The organism is Stutzerimonas sp. C6.4V (assembly GCF_058536345.1).
This window is the reverse complement of record NZ_JBZUBM010000002.1, coordinates 215,952-233,187: the sequence shown is the minus strand read 5'-3', so window position 1 is coordinate 233,187 and position 17,236 is coordinate 215,952. Positions and strand designations below refer to the sequence as shown.

The 17,236-nt window shown below is 61.8% G+C and carries 13 protein-coding genes; all 13 read right to left on the bottom strand.

Going from position 1 to position 17,236, the window contains the following annotated elements:
• Positions 1-40: 40 nt before the first annotated feature.
• The 13 genes from AC4LFW_RS16910 to tssE all read right to left on the bottom strand — a co-directional run bounded on the left by AC4LFW_RS16910 (position 41) and on the right by tssE (position 17,234).
• Positions 41-1,021 (bottom strand): hypothetical protein, encoded by a 981-nt coding sequence (locus AC4LFW_RS16910; RefSeq protein ID WP_491820538.1) that lies wholly within the window; start codon positions 1,019-1,021, stop codon positions 41-43.
• On the bottom strand, positions 1,021-4,278 hold the full coding sequence (locus tag AC4LFW_RS16905) for a toxin VasX (protein ID WP_491820536.1): 3,258 nt from the start codon (positions 4,276-4,278) through the stop codon (positions 1,021-1,023). Before AC4LFW_RS16905 ends, AC4LFW_RS16910 begins: the two co-directional genes overlap by 1 nt.
• The gene (locus AC4LFW_RS16900; RefSeq protein ID WP_491820535.1) at positions 4,275-5,135 is read right to left on the bottom strand and encodes a DUF4123 domain-containing protein; all 861 of its coding nucleotides are present in this window, start codon (positions 5,133-5,135) and stop codon (positions 4,275-4,277) included. The genes AC4LFW_RS16905 and AC4LFW_RS16900 overlap by 4 nt, the downstream gene beginning before the upstream one ends.
• Entirely contained in the window at positions 5,132-7,189 is a 2,058-nt protein-coding gene (locus AC4LFW_RS16895) for a type VI secretion system Vgr family protein (protein ID WP_491820533.1), read from the bottom strand. Before AC4LFW_RS16895 ends, AC4LFW_RS16900 begins: the two co-directional genes overlap by 4 nt.
• Before the next feature lie 388 nt (positions 7,190-7,577).
• Positions 7,578-9,056 carry a sigma-54 interaction domain-containing protein gene (locus tag AC4LFW_RS16890; RefSeq protein WP_491822160.1) on the bottom strand — a complete coding sequence of 493 codons (1,479 nt, stop codon included), beginning with the start codon at positions 9,054-9,056 and terminating at the stop codon, positions 7,578-7,580.
• A gap of 40 nt (positions 9,057-9,096) precedes the next feature.
• The gene (gene tssH / locus AC4LFW_RS16885; protein WP_491820532.1) at positions 9,097-11,700 is read right to left on the bottom strand and encodes a type VI secretion system ATPase TssH; all 2,604 of its coding nucleotides are present in this window, start codon (positions 11,698-11,700) and stop codon (positions 9,097-9,099) included.
• Positions 11,701-11,713: 13 nt separating this feature from the next.
• Positions 11,714-12,721, bottom strand: a complete 1,008-nt coding sequence (gene tssG / locus AC4LFW_RS16880; protein ID WP_491820531.1) for a type VI secretion system baseplate subunit TssG — start codon at positions 12,719-12,721, stop codon at positions 11,714-11,716.
• Entirely contained in the window at positions 12,685-14,475 is a 1,791-nt protein-coding gene (gene tssF / locus AC4LFW_RS16875; protein ID WP_491820530.1) for a type VI secretion system baseplate subunit TssF, read from the bottom strand. Before tssF ends, tssG begins: the two co-directional genes overlap by 37 nt.
• 14 nt (positions 14,476-14,489) lie before the next feature.
• On the bottom strand, positions 14,490-15,008 hold the full coding sequence (locus tag AC4LFW_RS16870; RefSeq protein WP_491820529.1) for a hypothetical protein: 519 nt from the start codon (positions 15,006-15,008) through the stop codon (positions 14,490-14,492).
• Between the two features lie 236 nt (positions 15,009-15,244).
• A complete protein-coding gene (locus tag AC4LFW_RS16865; RefSeq protein WP_491820528.1) occupies positions 15,245-15,622 on the bottom strand; it encodes a hypothetical protein in 378 nt (125 codons plus the stop codon).
• Positions 15,619-16,290 carry a hypothetical protein gene (locus AC4LFW_RS16860; RefSeq protein WP_491820527.1) on the bottom strand — a complete coding sequence of 224 codons (672 nt, stop codon included), beginning with the start codon at positions 16,288-16,290 and terminating at the stop codon, positions 15,619-15,621. The genes AC4LFW_RS16865 and AC4LFW_RS16860 overlap by 4 nt, the downstream gene beginning before the upstream one ends.
• A 1-nt stretch (position 16,291) precedes the next feature.
• Positions 16,292-16,816 (bottom strand): PAAR domain-containing protein, encoded by a 525-nt coding sequence (locus AC4LFW_RS16855; protein ID WP_491820526.1) that lies wholly within the window; start codon positions 16,814-16,816, stop codon positions 16,292-16,294.
• A complete protein-coding gene (gene tssE / locus AC4LFW_RS16850) occupies positions 16,806-17,234 on the bottom strand; it encodes a type VI secretion system baseplate subunit TssE (protein ID WP_491820525.1) in 429 nt (142 codons plus the stop codon). Before tssE ends, AC4LFW_RS16855 begins: the two co-directional genes overlap by 11 nt.
• Positions 17,235-17,236 lie beyond the last annotated feature (2 nt).

Below are 17,236 nucleotides of genomic sequence, written 5' to 3'. Positions count from 1 at the left end.
CAGCCACTGGTGGGTGCAGTCAGTCGGGGCCGGTTGTCAGTCATGCTGCCGATGAAGCGGCCAGCTCAGCCTCCCGCTCTGCAATGGCACGCTCCAGTTCCGGGGAGCGCTTGGCCCATTGTTCGGGGGGCAGTGGGGTTGACCATTCCACCGCTTCCGGGGCGGTCAGGTCGGGGATATTGGCGAGTTTTCGGATCAGCAGTACCGCAATCCAGGGCAAACCGAAAATGGTCAGGCCGAGAAAGGTCATGCAGGCAGCACCGAACTGGCCTTGCTTTAGCTCGCGGAACAACTGCTGGAATGCCTCGATCCATGCCCCTAGGTAGCCGCCGCGCTGAACCTTCTCATAGGCGTCTTCACGGGTGGTATCAGGCACCGCCTCCGGGCCGATTTCCATAAAGCTGCGAATACATTCCCACTGCGCCATGGAGCCAGTGCCACCTCCGGTATTGAGCATCATCACCCAGCCCGGTTTGTTCTCCGAATAGGCCTCATGCTCCTGCCCTTCGAGGGGCAACCAGAGGATAAGTGCACCCTGCTTGCTGGCGCCGCCGGTATTGAGGCTAAGCGCGCTGGGGGACACAGCATGCACACGCTCCCAGGGAACGAACCAGTAGTTGCCGTCCGGCTCGGTCACGCAGACCTCACGGCGCTGTCGGTTGAAGCGCAGGGGCGGTGTCAGTGGTTTACGCCATTGCTTTATAAAAAAGTACCAAAGCGGCCCCATGATCGCCGCCCCCACCAATGGGATAATCCCCAGATAGACCAAAGTTACACCTGGAACGCCAGAAGAGCTTGCAACGACCCAAACAGAAATCGCAATGAATACGTGGGACATGGCATGCAGCGTCATCCACCCCCCCCCCATGGCGAAACTACCGATATCCAGATAAACCGAGTTTTTGCGCCAGATGATATTCATCAAATCCTGGGGTGGCTGCCCGGTTGGTATCGGCAAAGGGGCCAGATGCTCCTGTTGGCGGAGAAAGCCGCGTTCGATATCGCCGGCCTGTGCGTTCATTACTGATCCTCGGGAGTCAAGACTGTCCGTTCGACCTCAACGGCGGGTAGGCTTTCGCTGAGCAATGGGCCGTCGCTGCTGCCATGCTCGGTAATACTGGTACCACGGATGATATAGCGCATGCCCTGATTGCCACCAACCACTAGCTGGCGGGGGTTGAGAGTGCTGGTCAGCATAGCCAGGGGGCTGTGGTAGATCACCTGCAACTGCCAGTAGCCGCCCTCCGGCTGCGCCGGCAGCTTGCCGCTCAGGCGCAGGCCCATGCCCTGGTGGATAGGCAGCCACTGGCTTTGTACAGTGGCCAGCCATTGGCGTGTGCAATCGGTGGGCGTGCCGGCGGCGTTGATGGCCGCCAGACGCAGGTGCAACTGGGTGCGGCTGGGGTCGGCGCCGGGCAGGTAGAGTTGCAGGCTGTCGGTTTTGCTGCCGATGACGATGCTCTGGTCGCTGCCGCCCGAGTGGCGGCTGGTCAGCAGCCCAGTGGCCTGCAGCCGGGGTTTGAACAGCATGTCGATCAGGGTTTGCAGCTCGGAGCTGGCCTGTTCAGGGCTGTCGTCCCAGCGGCGTGCATTACCCCAGCAGCATTGTTCGAGGAACTGCTGCAGCTCGCTGTCCTTAAAGTAATTCCAGGCAAGGTACAGACCTTCGACGATAAGGATCAGCCAGTTCACCGGCACGATGCGCAGGCTGAACCATTTGATCGCTTCGCCAATGGTCCAGCGATTGGTCAGGGCCATATAGGTGGCATAACCGCCGAGGCCGGTCTGGGTGGCCATCAGGCCCAGCACGGCACCGTCATGTCCCAGTCGTGCCCAGTGGTTGCCGCTCCAGTAGGCATTCTCTTTCTGCATTTCGGCCGTGAGTTTGGCGAGGTCAAAAACAGCCGCCACGGTAGCAAATGCGCCGGTTAAAGCCGCAAACAGGGTACCGATGGGAGCCTGCAAGGCTTGATTGAACAATGTCACGCTAACCGCTCTCTGCCCGGTAGCTTCCCAACTCGCCCCGATCACGGCCGATAGCGCAGCAGCCACTTTCATGCTTTCTGCCTTATGTTCCCAATCACGAACAGCATCCAGCTCCCGCCCCTGATCGCGCTGATAAAGCTGCGCCAGGTTGTTCATATGCAGCAGCAGGGCTGCCATCGGCAGCACGCCGCCCAGGGTATTGAGGTTGCGGATGGCGGCAACGTTCGGTGCCAGGCCTCTTTGCAGGTGGCGCCCTGCTTCCTGGCTCCAGTCCCACAGGCGTTGGCCCACAGCGCCACTGAGGCTGAAACCGATCTGGCCGCTTTTGATCACCACACCGGAACTCCAGCGCACGACCAGCAGCAGGCCTTGCAGCGGCAAAGGGAAGCGCGCGATCAGGTTCGGCGTGCTGGCTGTGCCGTTCAGGTGCTCCAGCTCCAGGGTGCCGAGCGCAGCCGCCAGGCGGGAAATGGCCTTATTCCAGCTGTGACCATCAGGACCGCCCAGCTCACTGAGCCAGGCCAGTTTGCCCTGGCTGACCAGAGAGCCAAGTAGTTGCCCTATGGCTGCCTGGTTCTGGCTGGTCAGCGCCGCGGTGACCTCGTTCGATCGGTCGGAGATATCCACCAGTTCAGGGCTGAAACCATTACTCAACAGGCTGAAGGGGCGTTCCGGCGAGGGTGAGCGAAGCAGGTTGACGGCCACCTGTATGCCCGGCCCGCTGCTGCACAGCTCGCTCAGGCTCGCCAGGCTGAGGTGGCTCAGCCAGTTGCAGTGCTCAGAGCTGTCATAGTCGGCGTACCACAGGCTTTCACCATGCACGGCCAGGAAGGTTTCGCTGTCTTGCAACAGGCTTGCGCGCCGTTCGGCCAGCCAACGATGGTGCGGTGCGGCTTCGTCGTCCATCCAGCTTTGCATGGCGTCCAGGCGTACCCGCTCGGCCACCTGTGCGCCGCTTCTGCTGTCGGTCATGTTGCGTGCCTTGTCGGCGGTGTAGCCCATCACCACCGAGCGGATTTCGTTGTGCAGGTGCGGCGGTATGAAGCTACGGGTCGGCAGCAGTACTTGCTGCTCGTCGTAATGTACCTGGCGCAGCAGCGCATCAGCTTGAGCATGGCTGTATTGCCGGCCACGCTCGCGGTTGATACGGGTTTCCTCGTCGAGCAACGGCTTGAGGTCGTTGTGCGCCTTGAGTAACTGGTCGCCTTCTTCGGGCGTCAGTTGTAGCTCTTCGCCGGGCCTGTAGCGGTAGTTGATGAGGTTGCTCAGCTCCGCACCATCTTCGTTGATCAGGCTGTTGACGAAACCGGCAATCATGCCCTTGTTGCCGTTCTGCTGGTTCCATTGCTCGTGACGGATGTTGATCAACCCCTGCTCGTTGTTGAGATCGCGCAGGGCGCCCAGGTCGTCATCCAGGCATGCCAACACGGCATGCAATGCGCCGGCCTGGCTGCGCGCCAGAGCGAGCCACGCCTCGCAGGCAAAGGCATCCCAGGCCACAGTGCTCCACTCACCGGGCTTGTGCTCGGCGGCATCGGGATGCCTCTCGGCTGCCGCACTGCATTTGTCTTGCTGGGATTTGAGCTGTAACCAGGCGTCGGCCGCCGCCGCATTTTGCTCCGCTGTGTCGAAGGTGCCGATGGTGGCGTAGACCTGATCGAGTGTTTGTTGCTGCTGTTCGCCATTTTCGACATGCTCGGCGGCCAGCGCCTTGTCGTAACTTTCCGGCAGCAACTCGGCGATCAGTTGCGTGGCCTCGCTCAACGGCGGGCAGTGCTCTGCCGTCAGCTCGCGGGCGACGCCTGGCAGATCGAGCTGACGCATATGCCGGCGGCGAACGCTGGGGCTTTTCAACTCATAACAATGTTGTGCCGACAAGGGCCGCTCGGCATGCATCATCCAGGCGCCCCGTGCCTTGTTCAGTTTTAGGCCCGTCAGTGCGCCTTGCGCAACTTCGCTGTGACCATCCTCAAGCGCTTGCTCCAACAGGCGACCATCTTCGGCTACGGCGAAGCGTTGCAGAGGGCCCTCGGCCTGCCACAAGTACAGGTAGCCGGGCCGCAAGCGGCGCAGCGCCATCGGGTGGCTGAAGGTCTGGCGAATCGGCTGCACCGAGGAGTGCTCGGCCTTTTCCTCACTCAAGGCATAACGCACCGGCACCACGAAGACTTCAGCTTGCCTGGCCGGGCAGGCGCTTACCGAGCTGCCCAGGTCTTCAGCGGGGAAGTTCTGCTTGGCGGCCTGGTTGGCCGCTGCCAGGTTGAGTGCCTGACTTTGATTCGAGGTGGTCATGCGGTGACTTCCTTGTCGGTCAGCAATTGCCGTTGCAGTTCCAGGGCCAGGTGTTCCAGGCGCTGCTCGGGGCGCAACTGCGCTGTGTCGAGTATCTGCCGGTAGGCCTGGTGCCCAGATGCTTGTGGGAAATCCAGGCCCAGCACGGCGCACAGGTTGGCCCATTGCACCACTTTATCGGCGCTGCTGTAGCCGCGGGCACTGGCATTCAGGCGGCAGGTCCGTGCCCAGGCCTGGCGGGCGGCAGTATCCTGACCTGCCAGGCAGCCGGGAAAGTAGTGATCGACATGGGCCAGCACCTGTTCGTCGAAGGCTTCCAGGTGGGCCTGGTTCAGCCGTTCGACCGTATCGTCACTCAGGTGCAGCCAGGGCGTATCGTCATAACGAGCGGCAGCCGATGCTGTTTGCCGCTGCAGTTCGATGGGCTCGTCGTCCACATTGCGAGAGGCAAGGCGAATGCACTGGATGGGGCCCATCAAATGGTCACGTTCTTCGCTGGGGAGTTCGACCAGCCAATGGCGCATCACCCTTGGGTCGTAGTAGCGCAGCAGCACCGTCACGCCCTGTACGCTGGCATGCACCAAGCTGCGCAAGTGCTCGACCAACTCTTTAGTGTGGGCATCGCTTTGCAGCCACACGCCCGTGGTTGCCTGCCAGTGCTCGTTGAAGTGGGCCTCCAACCTGCTGTCTGGCGCAAGCTCGACCAGGATCGGGCCGGTATCTGCGGAGGCTTCGTAACGCGTACCACGATAGAGCAGTAGGGGGCTTGGGTTGTCCTCCAATTCATAAAGCTGAGCCAACAGGTCGTCGATCTGCGCACCGTCGAGCAGCAGGTATTGCCGCAGTTGTTCGCTCATGCTTTCTGCTCCATTTGCTGGCAAATAGCGCAGAAGGGTTGGGCCTGGCGGGCGGCGCGTTGCAGCGCCTGTTTCTGGGCCTGGATCAGCAGGTGGCCGGCGTTGTCTGCATCCGTCGGATGCACCTGCCCCGGCAGGATGGGTTTAGCTCCGGAACCGCTCCCTGGCGCCCCGCCCGAATTCATTTTGATGGTCGCTCCATTCAGCGTGACGCCGCCCGGGTCGAGCTTGAGGAAGCTTCCCCCCCCTTTGGCGGTGAGCTCCATGCCGGCGTCGATGACGACCTTGCTGCCGGCGTAGTAGTGGATTTCGTTGCCGGCTTCGACGAACTGCCCGGTGCCGATCTTCACGTGCTGGGTGTTGCCCACGGTCAGGTGGTCGTTCGCGCGGACTTCGGTCTTGCGGTCGGCGTGGGTAGTGCGGTGTTCTTCGGCCTTGAACTCGCTGTAGCTGTTGGCTTCCACGGTGTCATGGCGTTCGTGGCCGACGCGGATTTTCTGGTCGTGCTCGATGTTTTCATCCCAGTCCCGCTGGGCGTGGACATAAATCTGCTCGACGCCCTTGCGATCTTCGATACGCAATTCGTTGTAGCCGCCACCACCCGGGGAGCTGAGTGTCTTGAAGACGCTGCGAGTCTTGTTGGCCGGGAGGTCATACGGGACGACGTGCTCCTTGTGATACAGGCAGCCGGTGACGAGGGGCTGATCCGGGTCGCCTTCGAGGAAGGTGACCAGTACTTCCATCCCAACGCGCGGGATGGCAATGCCGCCGTAGCGGTCGCCGGCCCAGCCCCTGACGCGCAGCCAGCAGCTGGTCTTGTCGTCGGCCTGACCTTCACGGTCCCAGTGGAACTGGACCTTTACCCGGCCGTATTCGTCGCAATGGATTTCCTCGCCGGCCGGGCCGGTGACCACGGCGCTCTGGCTGCCCAGCACCTTTGGTTTGGGATGACGCAGGGCGGGGCGGTAGGGCACGTCCCAAGGCGTCGCGGTGAAGCGGTTGCGGTAGCCTTGGCGGAAATCGTGGTCAGCCCTCAGCCGGGCGCCCCCGCTTGAGAAGTCGGTGACCGATTCCTCCAATACCTGCGGTTGTTTGCCTTCGTGGAAAACTTCGGTGAGCAGCCAGAGCTGGTTCCAGTCGCTGCGCGGGTGTCCGGTCAGCGGAAGGAAGTGACCAGTGACGAGTCGCGGTTGGTCACTCAGTCCTTCGGCCAGTTCGTAGTCGCTGCGGTGGCGCTCGAGCGCCCGCTGCGACAACTGCTTGCCTCGTTCACGCTCGACGAACCGACCGGGGTAATCGTAATCCTCCAGGTCTGGCTGGAAGTCGCTCTGGAAAGCGGCTTCCATCCGCAAGCGTGGCTTTTCGAAATCGTAGTCGCGGCGGGTAACGCGGCTGGTGCGGGTCTCCAGGCGTAGGCCGAAGCGCTTGACGACCGGCCTGTCGGCTACCAATCCCGAATCTTGCTGGTAGGCGACCGGCATCAGTTTCGGAAATCCTGTCTGGTTGTCTCCGAATACCAGTACATGGCCCGACGGGCTGTGCTGGAAGTGGTAGTGGATGCCTTCTTCCTCGCACAGGCGCTGGATGAAATGCAGGTCGGTCTCGTCGTATTGCACGCAGTAAGTACGGGTTGGATAGGCCGCACCCAGCTGGAAGCGGTAGGCGTCGCCCTGGATCCCATGTTCCTCCAGTACCTGGGCGATGATCGCGTCCACGGTCATGTGCTGGAAGATGCGCTGGCCGGTGCGATGGCCCAGATAGGCCATGCGGGGCTGCAGGCTGATCCGATAGCGCGTCATGCGCCTGCCGGAGTCGCCCTGTGCAACGCGGTAGATCTGGCCGTGAATACCGCTGCCGGCGGGGCAGAGGGCCAGAAAAGCCGGGCGATGCAGCAGGTCATCAAGATTCAGGTCGGGGCGCTCGCTGATCAGCTCCAGCTCGAAGCTGTAGGGCTGGCTGACGGCTTCTCGGCCAGCGAATTCGAGCACCTGCAGATCGTGCTCGATACCCTCGATGGCGAGGCTGAAATGGGTGTCGTTGGCCGGGTTGAACATTGGCAATCCTTGTCCGGGTGGTCTTCCATGGGCCTCAAGAAGGCCGGTATAAGGCTATCGCTTACCAATCCACGGTTCCGTGGAACTGATCAAATCGATAGGTAGCAGTACGGTGTCTATCGCCACATCGACCGGTACTGAGAGAAGCGCCAACGGCCCACAGACAATGGTCGTGTAGCAGATGAAGGTCGCTGCAGCCGAAGGGTCATAGGGCTCGCTCGCGCCGGTGACGCCAAGAAACGCGCCGTCCTGTTGCAAGCCCGGATAGGCGTCTGGATAACCATTGGCGCACCGGATCACCGAGCCGCAACCTCCCCGCAGCCCTGTTAGTCCAGCAATGACAGCTGCAGCCGGGCAGCGTCGGAGCATCCGGTTCCTCCAGTTGAATTCAAAGATCACCGGCGTTCACCCCCAGCCGATCCATGCGGTACAGCAGGGTGCGACGCGGCAGGCCGAGTTCACGTGCGGCCTGGCTCTGATTGCCACGGTTCTTGCGCAGGCAGTCAACGAGAAGGTTGCGCTCGACGCGCTCGAGGCGTTCGCGCAGATTCAGCGTGCTGTCCAGTTCATCGTCCACGGGGCGCAGGTTGAAATGTGCCGGTAGCAACTCGCCGCCGTCACACAGCAGCACGGCGCGTTCGACCAGCCCCTTGAGTTCACGAACGTTACCGGGGAAGCCATAGCCTGACAGTTGTTCCAGCGCCGCGTCCGACCAGCGCACGGCATCGCGCTGCAGGAAGCCGCACGCCTTTTCGGCGAAGTGCTGAGCCAGGCGCAGAATGTCCTGGCCGCGGTCGCGCAGCGGTGGAAGCTCGATGGGGAAGATGGAGAGCCGGTAGTAAAGGTCTTCGCGGAAGCGGCCTTGTTCGACGCGTTTGTGCAGGTCCTGATGGGTCGCGGCGACAATGCGCACGTCGACCTTATGGGTGCGTGTGCTGCCCAGCGGTCGCACCTCGCCTTCCTGTAGCACGCGCAACAGCTTGGCCTGTAGCGTCAGCGGCATGTCGCCGATCTCGTCGAGAAACAGCGTGCCGCCGTTGGCGGCGTCGAACAGGCCTTCATGGTCGCGATCGGCACCGGTAAAGGCCCCCTTGCGATAGCCGAACAGTTCGCTTTCGAGCAGATGCTCAGGCAAGGCGGCGCAGTTCTGCACCACAAACGCCTGGCTGCGACGGGACCCGCAATCATGAATGGCGCGAGCGGCGAGTTCCTTGCCCGTGCCGGTTTCGCCGGTCAGCAGCACGCTTACCGGGTTATGCAGCACCTTCCCGATCAGCCCATAGACGGTGCGCATCCGGGGACTGTCCCCTATCAGGCCATAGCCACTGGCGCAGGGTCGCAACGGCGGCGTCGGTGCGCTCGCGGGTTGCGCTGTGTCGCGCAGGCGATTGAGCCGCTGCGCCTGGCCAAGGGCGAACCGGCCGAGGCGGGACAGCGGCACGGCGGCGCCCGCGAGGTCCTGCTTGGCAATACTCGCCGCCACGAGGAGGCCGACGGCGTGTCCGTCGGGATCCAGTAACGGCAGGCAAAGCAGGCTGTGCCAGGGGCGCGACGTTTCCGGCAGAAAACTGGTCTGGTGCAGACTGGCATCGAGCGGCGCGATGCTCAGTTGCCGGTTCTGGCTGAGGCAATACTGCAGCAATTGTTCGTCGCGATAGTCGCTGGGGACGCTGGTCGCCTCGTGGCGCTGCATGCCCTCGAACCATTCGGCCGACAGCGTCAGACGCGTATGGGTGGCGTCGAGCAGGTAGAGCTGAGCGAGCGGGCAGCGCGCGATCTGCGCCGCCAGCTCGATGAGCCCGCCGAGCCAAGCGTCTGTATCGCTGCACCATGCCAGCTTGGCCAGGCGCTCGAGCAACGTCTCCATGTCGCACGGCGAGTCCGCTCCGGCGAACACGGGCGGGACCTTAAGCGAACTCACAGACCACCGCTCCCTCGCCGTCGAGCGTGGCATGCACCTGACGCAGGGCTTCTCCACCCGCCATGGCATCGAGCAAACGGTCGACGACCAGTGGCTGCAGATGCTGGTCGATCAAGTGGTCGATCAGTCGTGCACCACTTTCGCCATGCGTGCAGCGTTCGGCCAGATGCCGCACCAAGGCCTCGCAATGGCTGAATTGCAATTGGCGACGCGCGAGCCGCTCGCCGAAGCGCGACAGCTTGAGTGCGACCAGTTCATCGAGCACCTCGCCCTGCACCGGGTAGTAGGGCACTACGCGCATGCGGGCGAGCAGTGCCGGCTTGAAGTGCTGGGCCAGTGCGGGGCGGATCGCCAGCTCCAGGTCTTCGGTAGCGGGTCGCTGACCACCGGCACAAAGGCCGGCGATGCGGTCGCTGGCCAGGTTGCTGGTCATCAGGATCAAGGTGTTGCGGAAATTGATCTCGCGGCCTTCGCCGTCGTTGGCGACGCCTTTGTCGAAGATCTGGTAGAAGACGTTCATCACGTCCGGATCGGCCTTTTCGACCTCATCGAGCAGGACGACCGAATAAGGCTTTTGCCGTACTGCTTCGGTGAGCATGCCGCCCTCGCCATAGCCCACGTAGCCTGGCGGAGCGCCGATCAATCGGGACACGCTGTGCTTTTCCTGGAACTCGGACATGTTGATGGTGGTGAGGAAGCGCTCGCCGCCATAGAGGAGATCGGCCAGTGCCAGCGCGGTTTCGGTCTTGCCGACGCCGCTGGGGCCGACCAGCAGGAAAACGCCCACCGGCGCATCGGGTCTGTTCAGCCCGGCCGCAGTGGCGCGCATCGAGCGGTCCAGCGCCTCGATGGCCTGCTCCTGGCCGCGTACCCGCTGACGCAAGTCCGCGGCGAAGCTCAGCACTTTGCTGTTGTGCTCGCGTGCGAGCTGAGAAAGCGGCACACCGGTCCAGTGGCTGATCACTTCGGCCACGAGGCGTGGGCAGACTTCGAAGCTGACCAGGCGCTCGGCGGCCTGGACGCTGGCGAGTTCGGCCTGTAGGTCGCGCAGCTCGGCTTCGAGCTGTTCCAGATCCGGGGCGCGTTGCTCTCCGGCTTCTTCGGTATTGCCTGCCAGGCGGAGCGCGGCGCACTGCTTGCGCAGCTCCAGAAGGCGCTCGGCCAGTGTCCGCTGTGCCGACCAGCGGGTTTCCAGTTGCTCGAGCTCGGCGCGGGCTGCCGTCAGGCGGGCCTCCAGGCCATCGAGCGTCTCGGTCTCGATGCGCAGACCGGCTTCGAGATCCCGGCGCAAGGCCAGGCGCTGGCGCTCGCCTTCGGCGATCTCGCCACGCAGCCGCTCCAGTGTTTCAGGCGCCGCCGCCAGGCTGATGCGCACCCGAGCGCAGGCGGTGTCGAGCACGTCGACTGCCTTGTCCGGTAGCTGTCGGCCGGCGAGGTAGCGGGCCGAGAGCTCGGCAGCGGCGACCACCGCATCGTCGCGCAGGTAGATTCCGTGACTTGTCTCGTAGACCGGGGCGAGGCCGCGCAGGATGGTCACGGCTTCGTCGACGGTGGGTTCGTGCAATTGGACAGGTTGGAAGCGGCGCGCCAATGCCGGGTCCTTCTCGAAGTACTTCTTGTACTCGCTCCATGTGGTGGCGGCGATGGTGCGCAATTCGCCCCGTGCCAGCGCCGGCTTGAGCAGGTTGGCGGCGTCGCCGCTGCCAGCCTGCCCCCCGGCTCCAATGAGGGAGTGCGCTTCGTCGATGAACAGTATGGTCGGCTTCGGCGCGCCCTTGACCTCATCGATGACGCCTTGAAGGCGGCGCTCGAATTCGCCTTTCACGCTGGCGCCCGCCTGGAGCAGGCCGAGGTCCAGGCACAGCAGCTCCACGTCCTTGAGCGTTTCAGGCACCTCGCCGTGCGCGATGCGAAGTGCCAGCCCTTCGACAATCGCAGTCTTGCCGACACCGGCTTCGCCTACCACGATCGGGTTGCTCTTGCGCCGCCGGGCAAGGATGTCGATCAGCTGGCGGATGGCGCTGTCACGGCACAGAACAGGGTCAAGCTTGCCGTCGCGGGCCTGCTGAGTGAAGTTGTGGGTGAAGCGTGCCAGATTCGATTCACCTGCCGCGGCCGGCTTGCCAGGAGCCGTCTGGGGCTGTTGGGACAGCGCAAATTCACGTAACCGCTCGGTGTTCAAGCGCGCCAGCAAGGGCTGGTAATGACTGCCGGCGTAGCGCATCGGATTACGCAGCAAAGCCAGGATCAGCGCTGCCTGATCGATCTGGCTTTGACCAAGTTCCAGATTGCCGACCAACAGCGCGTCCTGCAGCCACTGCACCAGCTCGGCGGAGAAAACCGGGTTGCGCGATTCGCTGTGCTCGCCTCGTGGTTGCAGTGCTTGTGCCAGCTCACCCGCCTCGACGCCGGCATCCTGCAGGGCACGCCTGAGTATTCCATCGGGCCGTTCCAGCAGTCCCAGCAGCAGGTCTTCGACGAGGATCTTGCTGCCGCCGCGCATGACGCAGCGCTCGGCCGCGCTTTCAAGGTCGCGTTTGGTCTCGGCATCCAATGCCTGAACGAGTTGCTGTAGATCTACGTTGATCATGGTTCATCATTCCTTAATGAATCTGGCTGCCCAGGGTGACCATGCCATCGGCGCGCTCGCTGCCGAGCCAACTGGTCCAGCCGAGGCGGCAGGGGTTTTCGGCGCCGATGCGCAGGTCTCGGATGTCGTCACGCCGCAGTTGAAGGCGAATGTCATAGTCGAGCGGGTCGCGCAGGGTGAAGCGCACCAGCGCGCACAGGGGTTGGTAGCCGGTACCGACCGGCAGGAATTCATGGAAGCGGTGCCAGCTCAGCTGACGGACGTGGATGCGAAACTTGCCGCCGCGGTCCCGTACACGTTCGCCCAGCACCAAGCTTTCGCCGAGTTGGCTGTTGGCGCGACCCAGCCGGTTCTGCTGCTCGGCGAGAATGTCCACCTGTCGCTCCAGGCACTGCTCGATGCGCACGTCGGCGTGCTTGAAGTAATAGCGCAGTACCGATTCGATCAAGGCGGCGGAGTGCGCACGGAGGCTGAGCAGGCCGAGGTAGGGCAACAGCCTTTTCCAGTTGAGCTCGGACGCGGCACGAATCTGCGCGCCGCCCAGCCCGATCAGCGCAAACAGTTGCTCGGATAGGGGGTCACGTGCGCCGCTGGTAAAACGAGCGCGGTAGCGATACTTCTGCCATATCGGCAGCATCAGGCGCTGCAGGCGATTGTTGAACAGGTCGAGAAACTCGCGCGTCGGATTTCCCTCGGCCCCGTCGCCCAATGCCTGGTCGGCGTAGAAGGCAGGCAGCGGCGAGCCCGCACCGAAGAGGCTGACCAGATTGATGCGCAGGCGTGCGCGCAGCTCACCCTCCTCTTCGAAGAACTCGACCCGGTCGATGTCGCTCCCCGGGAAACCCAGACTCGGGTTGGCCTGGAACTCCAGATACTCGTAGAGCCGTTCTTCATCCAGATCAGGATGGGCGGCCTTCAAGCGGTCCATTATCAGCAGTACACCCTGGAACAGGCTGTACTCGCGGATACCACGGCTGAGCCGAGTCAGAGCAGGGGCTGCTGTCCCATGCGCGGCGTCCATTGATACACCTCTCCTTGTGTGCTCCTGACGCGCAACTCGTGATACGAATTGAGGCTGGCGTACAGCGCGAAAAATTCATTGAGTATCGAGGCGAAGAGGAACAGGTCGCCTTCACCCAGATAGCCCTCGGGATCCATCACCAGCTCGGTACGCACGCCGCGCACCGGCAGGCCGCGATGCAGCCGGTCGACGTGCTGGTGCCCGATCTGCTTGAGCCCTCCGAGCAGACGCTTGCTGACCTTCTCCGCGTGCTGGTCGTAGTAGCGCGGCAGGTCGTATGTCTCGAGGATCACCTTGAGCGCCTCGACGTTGGCGAGTGACAGGTAGTTGAGCGACATGTTGCTGATCAGCTTCCACAGGAAGTCCCGATGCAGCGGCGGCGCGTAGCTGGGTGTGACCGGACTGATGTTGCGAAAGGTCAGGAATTCGGGAGTGCCTTCGCTCGGCAGGCAGATGTCGCCCAGGCGCAGCTGGCGCGGAAGGTTCTGGTTGGTGCATGTCAGCTCGATGGAGAGCGTCTCGTGTTGGTCTAGATTGCGCAGACCGAAGCTGAGGTAGGTATCCAGGCCATCGCCAAGCATCGAAGGCTGTTGGCGTACGCTGTAATGTGGGCGCGCCACCGGGACGTCGAAGCTGGGATCGTGCTCGAAGGACTCGAAGGCGACATATTCCTCGTAGCCCATGCCGCCAGGCTTCCAGCCGGTCACGCGGTCGACCGAGAAGACACCACAGTGGCTGCTATCGAGCTCCGACGGCATCAGCAGATACTGATCCTGCTTGCCGTCGAGGCGAATCGGAATGGCGTCATGTTCGAAGAGATTCACGACCGGCGTGCAATACAGCCGCACGTTGTCCCGCGTCGGGCGGATGCGCTGTGCGCCGGCCTTCTGGATATCGAAGCGCAGCTCGAAGCCTCGGGCGTGCTCGAGCACATCCTGCGGTAGCCGCTTGAGCACATCGAGACCGAGCAGGTCGACGAAGAGGAATTTCTCCTGGAAGGCGAAATATTCCTGCAGGTAGCGGTAGCCCCGGAACGTGTTGAGCGGGTAGGGGATCAGGGCCTGGTCTTCGGCAAAGCCCACCGGTTCCAGACTCGAGGACGGCAGCCTCAAAACCGGCAGATTCATCCCGAATCCGTCCCGGAAGGGTTTACCGTCAGCGTCCAGCACAACCAGCTCGACACTACCGAGATGGCGCAGCAGGCTCAGGTAGAGCATCTGACTGATGTAGCGTTCGCCGGCCAGATGCAGGCGCAACTGCTTGAGGTTCAGCTCGCCCAGATGTCCGTCGGCCGTCATCTGCAGACGCAGGTTCAGCAGGGCACCGCCGCCCTTGACCGAATAGTCCAGCCCTTCGAGTGCCAACGGCAGCACCTCGGTGGTGTAGGCGGTGCGGAAGCGGCAGGTCACGCCCTGGATGGGCTTGGATTCGACCGGCGTGTTGCGCGGCACCGTCAGCGCCGGGCCGGGTCGCTTCAGCGGATCGAACTGCAGCATGCTGAAGGCCGGTAGCGGGCGCATGTAATTCGGCCACAACAGGTGCATCAGGGAATGGGTCAGTTCCGGCAGCTCATCATCGAGTTTCTGCCGCAGACGCCCGGTAAGGAAGGCGAAGCCTTCCAGCAGGCGCTCGACATCCGGGTCGCGCCCGGCCTGACCGAGAAAGGGTGCCAGCGCCGGACTGCGCTCGGCGAAGCGCTTGCCCAGCTGGCGCAGGGCGGTGAGTTCGCTCTGGTAGTAGTGGTTGAAAGACATTTATCTATCCCTGATCAGTCGGAGCCATTGGCTTGTCCAGCCAAATACTCGGCCCATTCATCGCTGGCCTTGTGCGCACTCAGATAATCCGCTCGAGTTTCGGCAGAGGCGTGTTCCCAATAGGGATTCCAAATCCAGTCCCACCAGTATTCGAGGCTGCCCTGCTTGTTCATGATCACCTCGATGGGCTCCATGTCAGGGAATGCAAACCAAGGCGGTGGTGGCGCCTTGAAGGAAGCATCCAGCCTCTCGAGAAACGTCTTCGAGTTGGTGATCAACTCTATGATCAAGCCGTTGAACTCGCGACGTGCAGACAGTTTCACCACCCCTTCGCCGACGCTCGCAGCATGGGTCGTCTGCCCGAGCGCAATGGTCGTCTGGCCAAACTGCTCTGCGATCAGCTCATGAAGCTGGTCGAATTCTTCTTCGGTAATCATCAGGACGAAGTAGTGATTTGCAGCGTCTTGCTCTCCAATGATGACCTTGCGTGGATAGGCCTCGAACGACGTGGTCAATTGATGGGACATGGTCATCAGGCAGGCACCTGGTTAAGAAAATAAGTGCCTGCAACATGCAGAGCTGGAACAGTCAAAAGGCCTAGAAACGCCATGGATCGGTATAGCCATGTATTCCGCGCCGGCTCAAAGAGTCCGAGGATGGCAGTAGCAAAACAATAGATAGCCAATATCCCAAACATATCGCTGTCCGCTACAGTGGCGAGGTAACCGGAAATGCTGGTGTTTGGCATTTTATTGACCTCTGCCCTTACTTAATCCACATTGATTGAAGTGCCATCTTGGCTCTCCAGCCGAAGCTGCTTGCCACTTTTGAGTTCGACAGAATCTCCGCCGTAATAACCAAGAAAATCACGATTGGTCAGGGCTTGCTCTTCCCCTTTTACCCAGCCTTTAGCCCAGAGACTTCCGTTCTCGTAGCGAATTTCGAGAAAGTAACGCGGCGGATCGTTCTCCGTGATTTCAAAATATGCTCCCCCATCTACACCACCGCTCCATTGAGCGTTGGGGTGGTCAAGTAATGGTTCTGGTTTAGCCACTATTGGCTCCCATCGAACAAAGAACACCTCAACAATTATCACAGTGAGCAGTAGCGCTACGCCTGCCAGACATACCCATTTCAGAGTTTTCAATCCGAAATCTCCAAATTGTCATTTGCGTAGTCATACTCCAAGTCAGGGTTACTGAGCTGAAACTGTTTCATATAGGTACTAGGAATCACGACAGGTGGACGGAAGGGACTATCCAATCCGATGTGATCGACCAGATCCGCGACAAACGTCATGCAGTTGTGATTACCGAGATCATATGCCTGACGCTTGGAGTCGGTGTTCTCAGCTTCCTTCGCTTTGAGCCAGGCTAGTGCTTGGTCAACTACCTGCCCACGTAATACGACTCCAGCGATCCGGCCTGACTGCCCGTGGTTATTGGAAACCGCCCGCAGAGTTTTCTTTAGAGAGGACTCGGTGATCATTCCGCCTTTTAAAGTCACATCAGGAATCGTCCCCGAGCGGGTTTTCCCATTCGGCCCATAGCGGCCATAATCGTAATATTTGGTAAGGCCGTTTTTCTCGTTAACGATCAATACCCCTGCATGGCCCAGATAAGGGGCTTTCTGAGCAGGGATCGTAATCTTTCGGCCAAAGATCTCGGCCTCATAACCATCGATGTGAATCAGGTAATCAGGGAAGACCACCGGGATGACGAAGTCCTCCTGTCCGACTAAGTAAAGCTGTGCAGGGCTTTGATCCTGAGCCGGGGTCGTTTTTACTGTGCCGAGTGGAATCGCTGCTTCAGTCATCTCATTCGCCTCGCAATATCCAGCTCGGCTTTACGGAGAGGGCAGCCGATTGCGGTATGTCCTTCTTGCCCAAGGACCGCGTTAAGCCATTTATGTCCGTCGTACCGTGCACGTGGCTGCCGTCCTCCAAGGTGGCGGTGTAAGCCATGTTTTTCATCGGCGCACCGCTTGCTTGATCCAGCAACTGAACACAGATATCGAATCCCTTCATGAGCAATGGCAGAGGAGCAGTAAACGCCGCCCCACCCCCACTAGTGCCAATCAAAACAGTCCCAGACCCTGCCACCACGGTATTGCCATGACTGCCCACACTGCCCACCACCGCCGCTGGCTTGCCGTTGATCAGCACGGTAGGAATCACCGCGCCGGCCATGGCGCCGCCGCAGGCGGAGGGGTCGCCCATGCGCGCAGCGGGCAGGCTGTCGAACAGCACGTCGGGCGAGCCGGCGGCGATCGGGTTGGTGCCGTGGCCGGGAATCGGGCAGGCGGTGGGATCGCCGAGGCGGGCTGCGGGTTTACCGGACATGTGCCGCTCCTGGGTTGACGTTGACCTGACCGCTGCCGTCCAGGCTCGCGGAGAAATTGACCTGGCGCTTGAGGCCATCCACTTCCAGCAGGCCTTCTATGGTGAAGGCGAGGGTAAGCGGGTCGTGGGTTCGCGGCAGCGACAGCACGCGCACCTGGGTCAGTCTGGGTTCGTACGCTTCGATGAAGCGCTCGATGGCGATACGCGCCTGCTGCAGCGAGTCGTGCAGCGACAGGCGCATATCGTTGAGATCGGGCAGCCCGTAGTCGGGCAGCGTTTGCACGCTGCCCGCCCGGGTGCTGAGCATTTTGGCCAGATGGGCAGCCACCGAGGCCATCGCCGCAACTTCGCGGCTCCAGCCGGTGCGCCGATCGGCGTCGCCACCGAGGCGCTCGAGGAGGCTGCCGTATCCGTTCAAAT

Excerpts from the sequence above, each read along its gene's own strand:
- AC4LFW_RS16910 (WP_491820538.1), bottom strand. The coding sequence starts at position 1,021 with ATGAACGCACAGGCCGGCGATATCGAACGCGGCTTTCTCCGCCAACAG.
- tssG (WP_491820531.1), bottom strand. The coding sequence starts at position 12,721 with ATGGACGCCGCGCATGGGACAGCAGCCCCTGCTCTGACTCGGCTCAGC.
- tssH (WP_491820532.1), bottom strand. The coding sequence starts at position 11,700 with ATGATCAACGTAGATCTACAGCAACTCGTTCAGGCATTGGATGCCGAG.
- tssF (WP_491820530.1), bottom strand. The coding sequence starts at position 14,475 with ATGTCTTTCAACCACTACTACCAGAGCGAACTCACCGCCCTGCGCCAG.
- AC4LFW_RS16905 (WP_491820536.1), bottom strand. The coding sequence starts at position 4,278 with ATGACCACCTCGAATCAAAGTCAGGCACTCAACCTGGCAGCGGCCAAC.
- AC4LFW_RS16895 (WP_491820533.1), bottom strand. The coding sequence starts at position 7,189 with ATGTTCAACCCGGCCAACGACACCCATTTCAGCCTCGCCATCGAGGGT.
- AC4LFW_RS16860 (WP_491820527.1), bottom strand. The coding sequence starts at position 16,290 with ATGACTGAAGCAGCGATTCCACTCGGCACAGTAAAAACGACCCCGGCT.
- AC4LFW_RS16900 (WP_491820535.1), bottom strand. The coding sequence starts at position 5,135 with ATGAGCGAACAACTGCGGCAATACCTGCTGCTCGACGGTGCGCAGATC.
- AC4LFW_RS16870 (WP_491820529.1), bottom strand. The coding sequence starts at position 15,008 with ATGACCATGTCCCATCAATTGACCACGTCGTTCGAGGCCTATCCACGC.
- AC4LFW_RS16855 (WP_491820526.1), bottom strand. The coding sequence starts at position 16,816 with ATGTCCGGTAAACCCGCAGCCCGCCTCGGCGATCCCACCGCCTGCCCG.
- AC4LFW_RS16890 (WP_491822160.1), bottom strand. The coding sequence starts at position 9,056 with ATGGAGACGTTGCTCGAGCGCCTGGCCAAGCTGGCATGGTGCAGCGAT.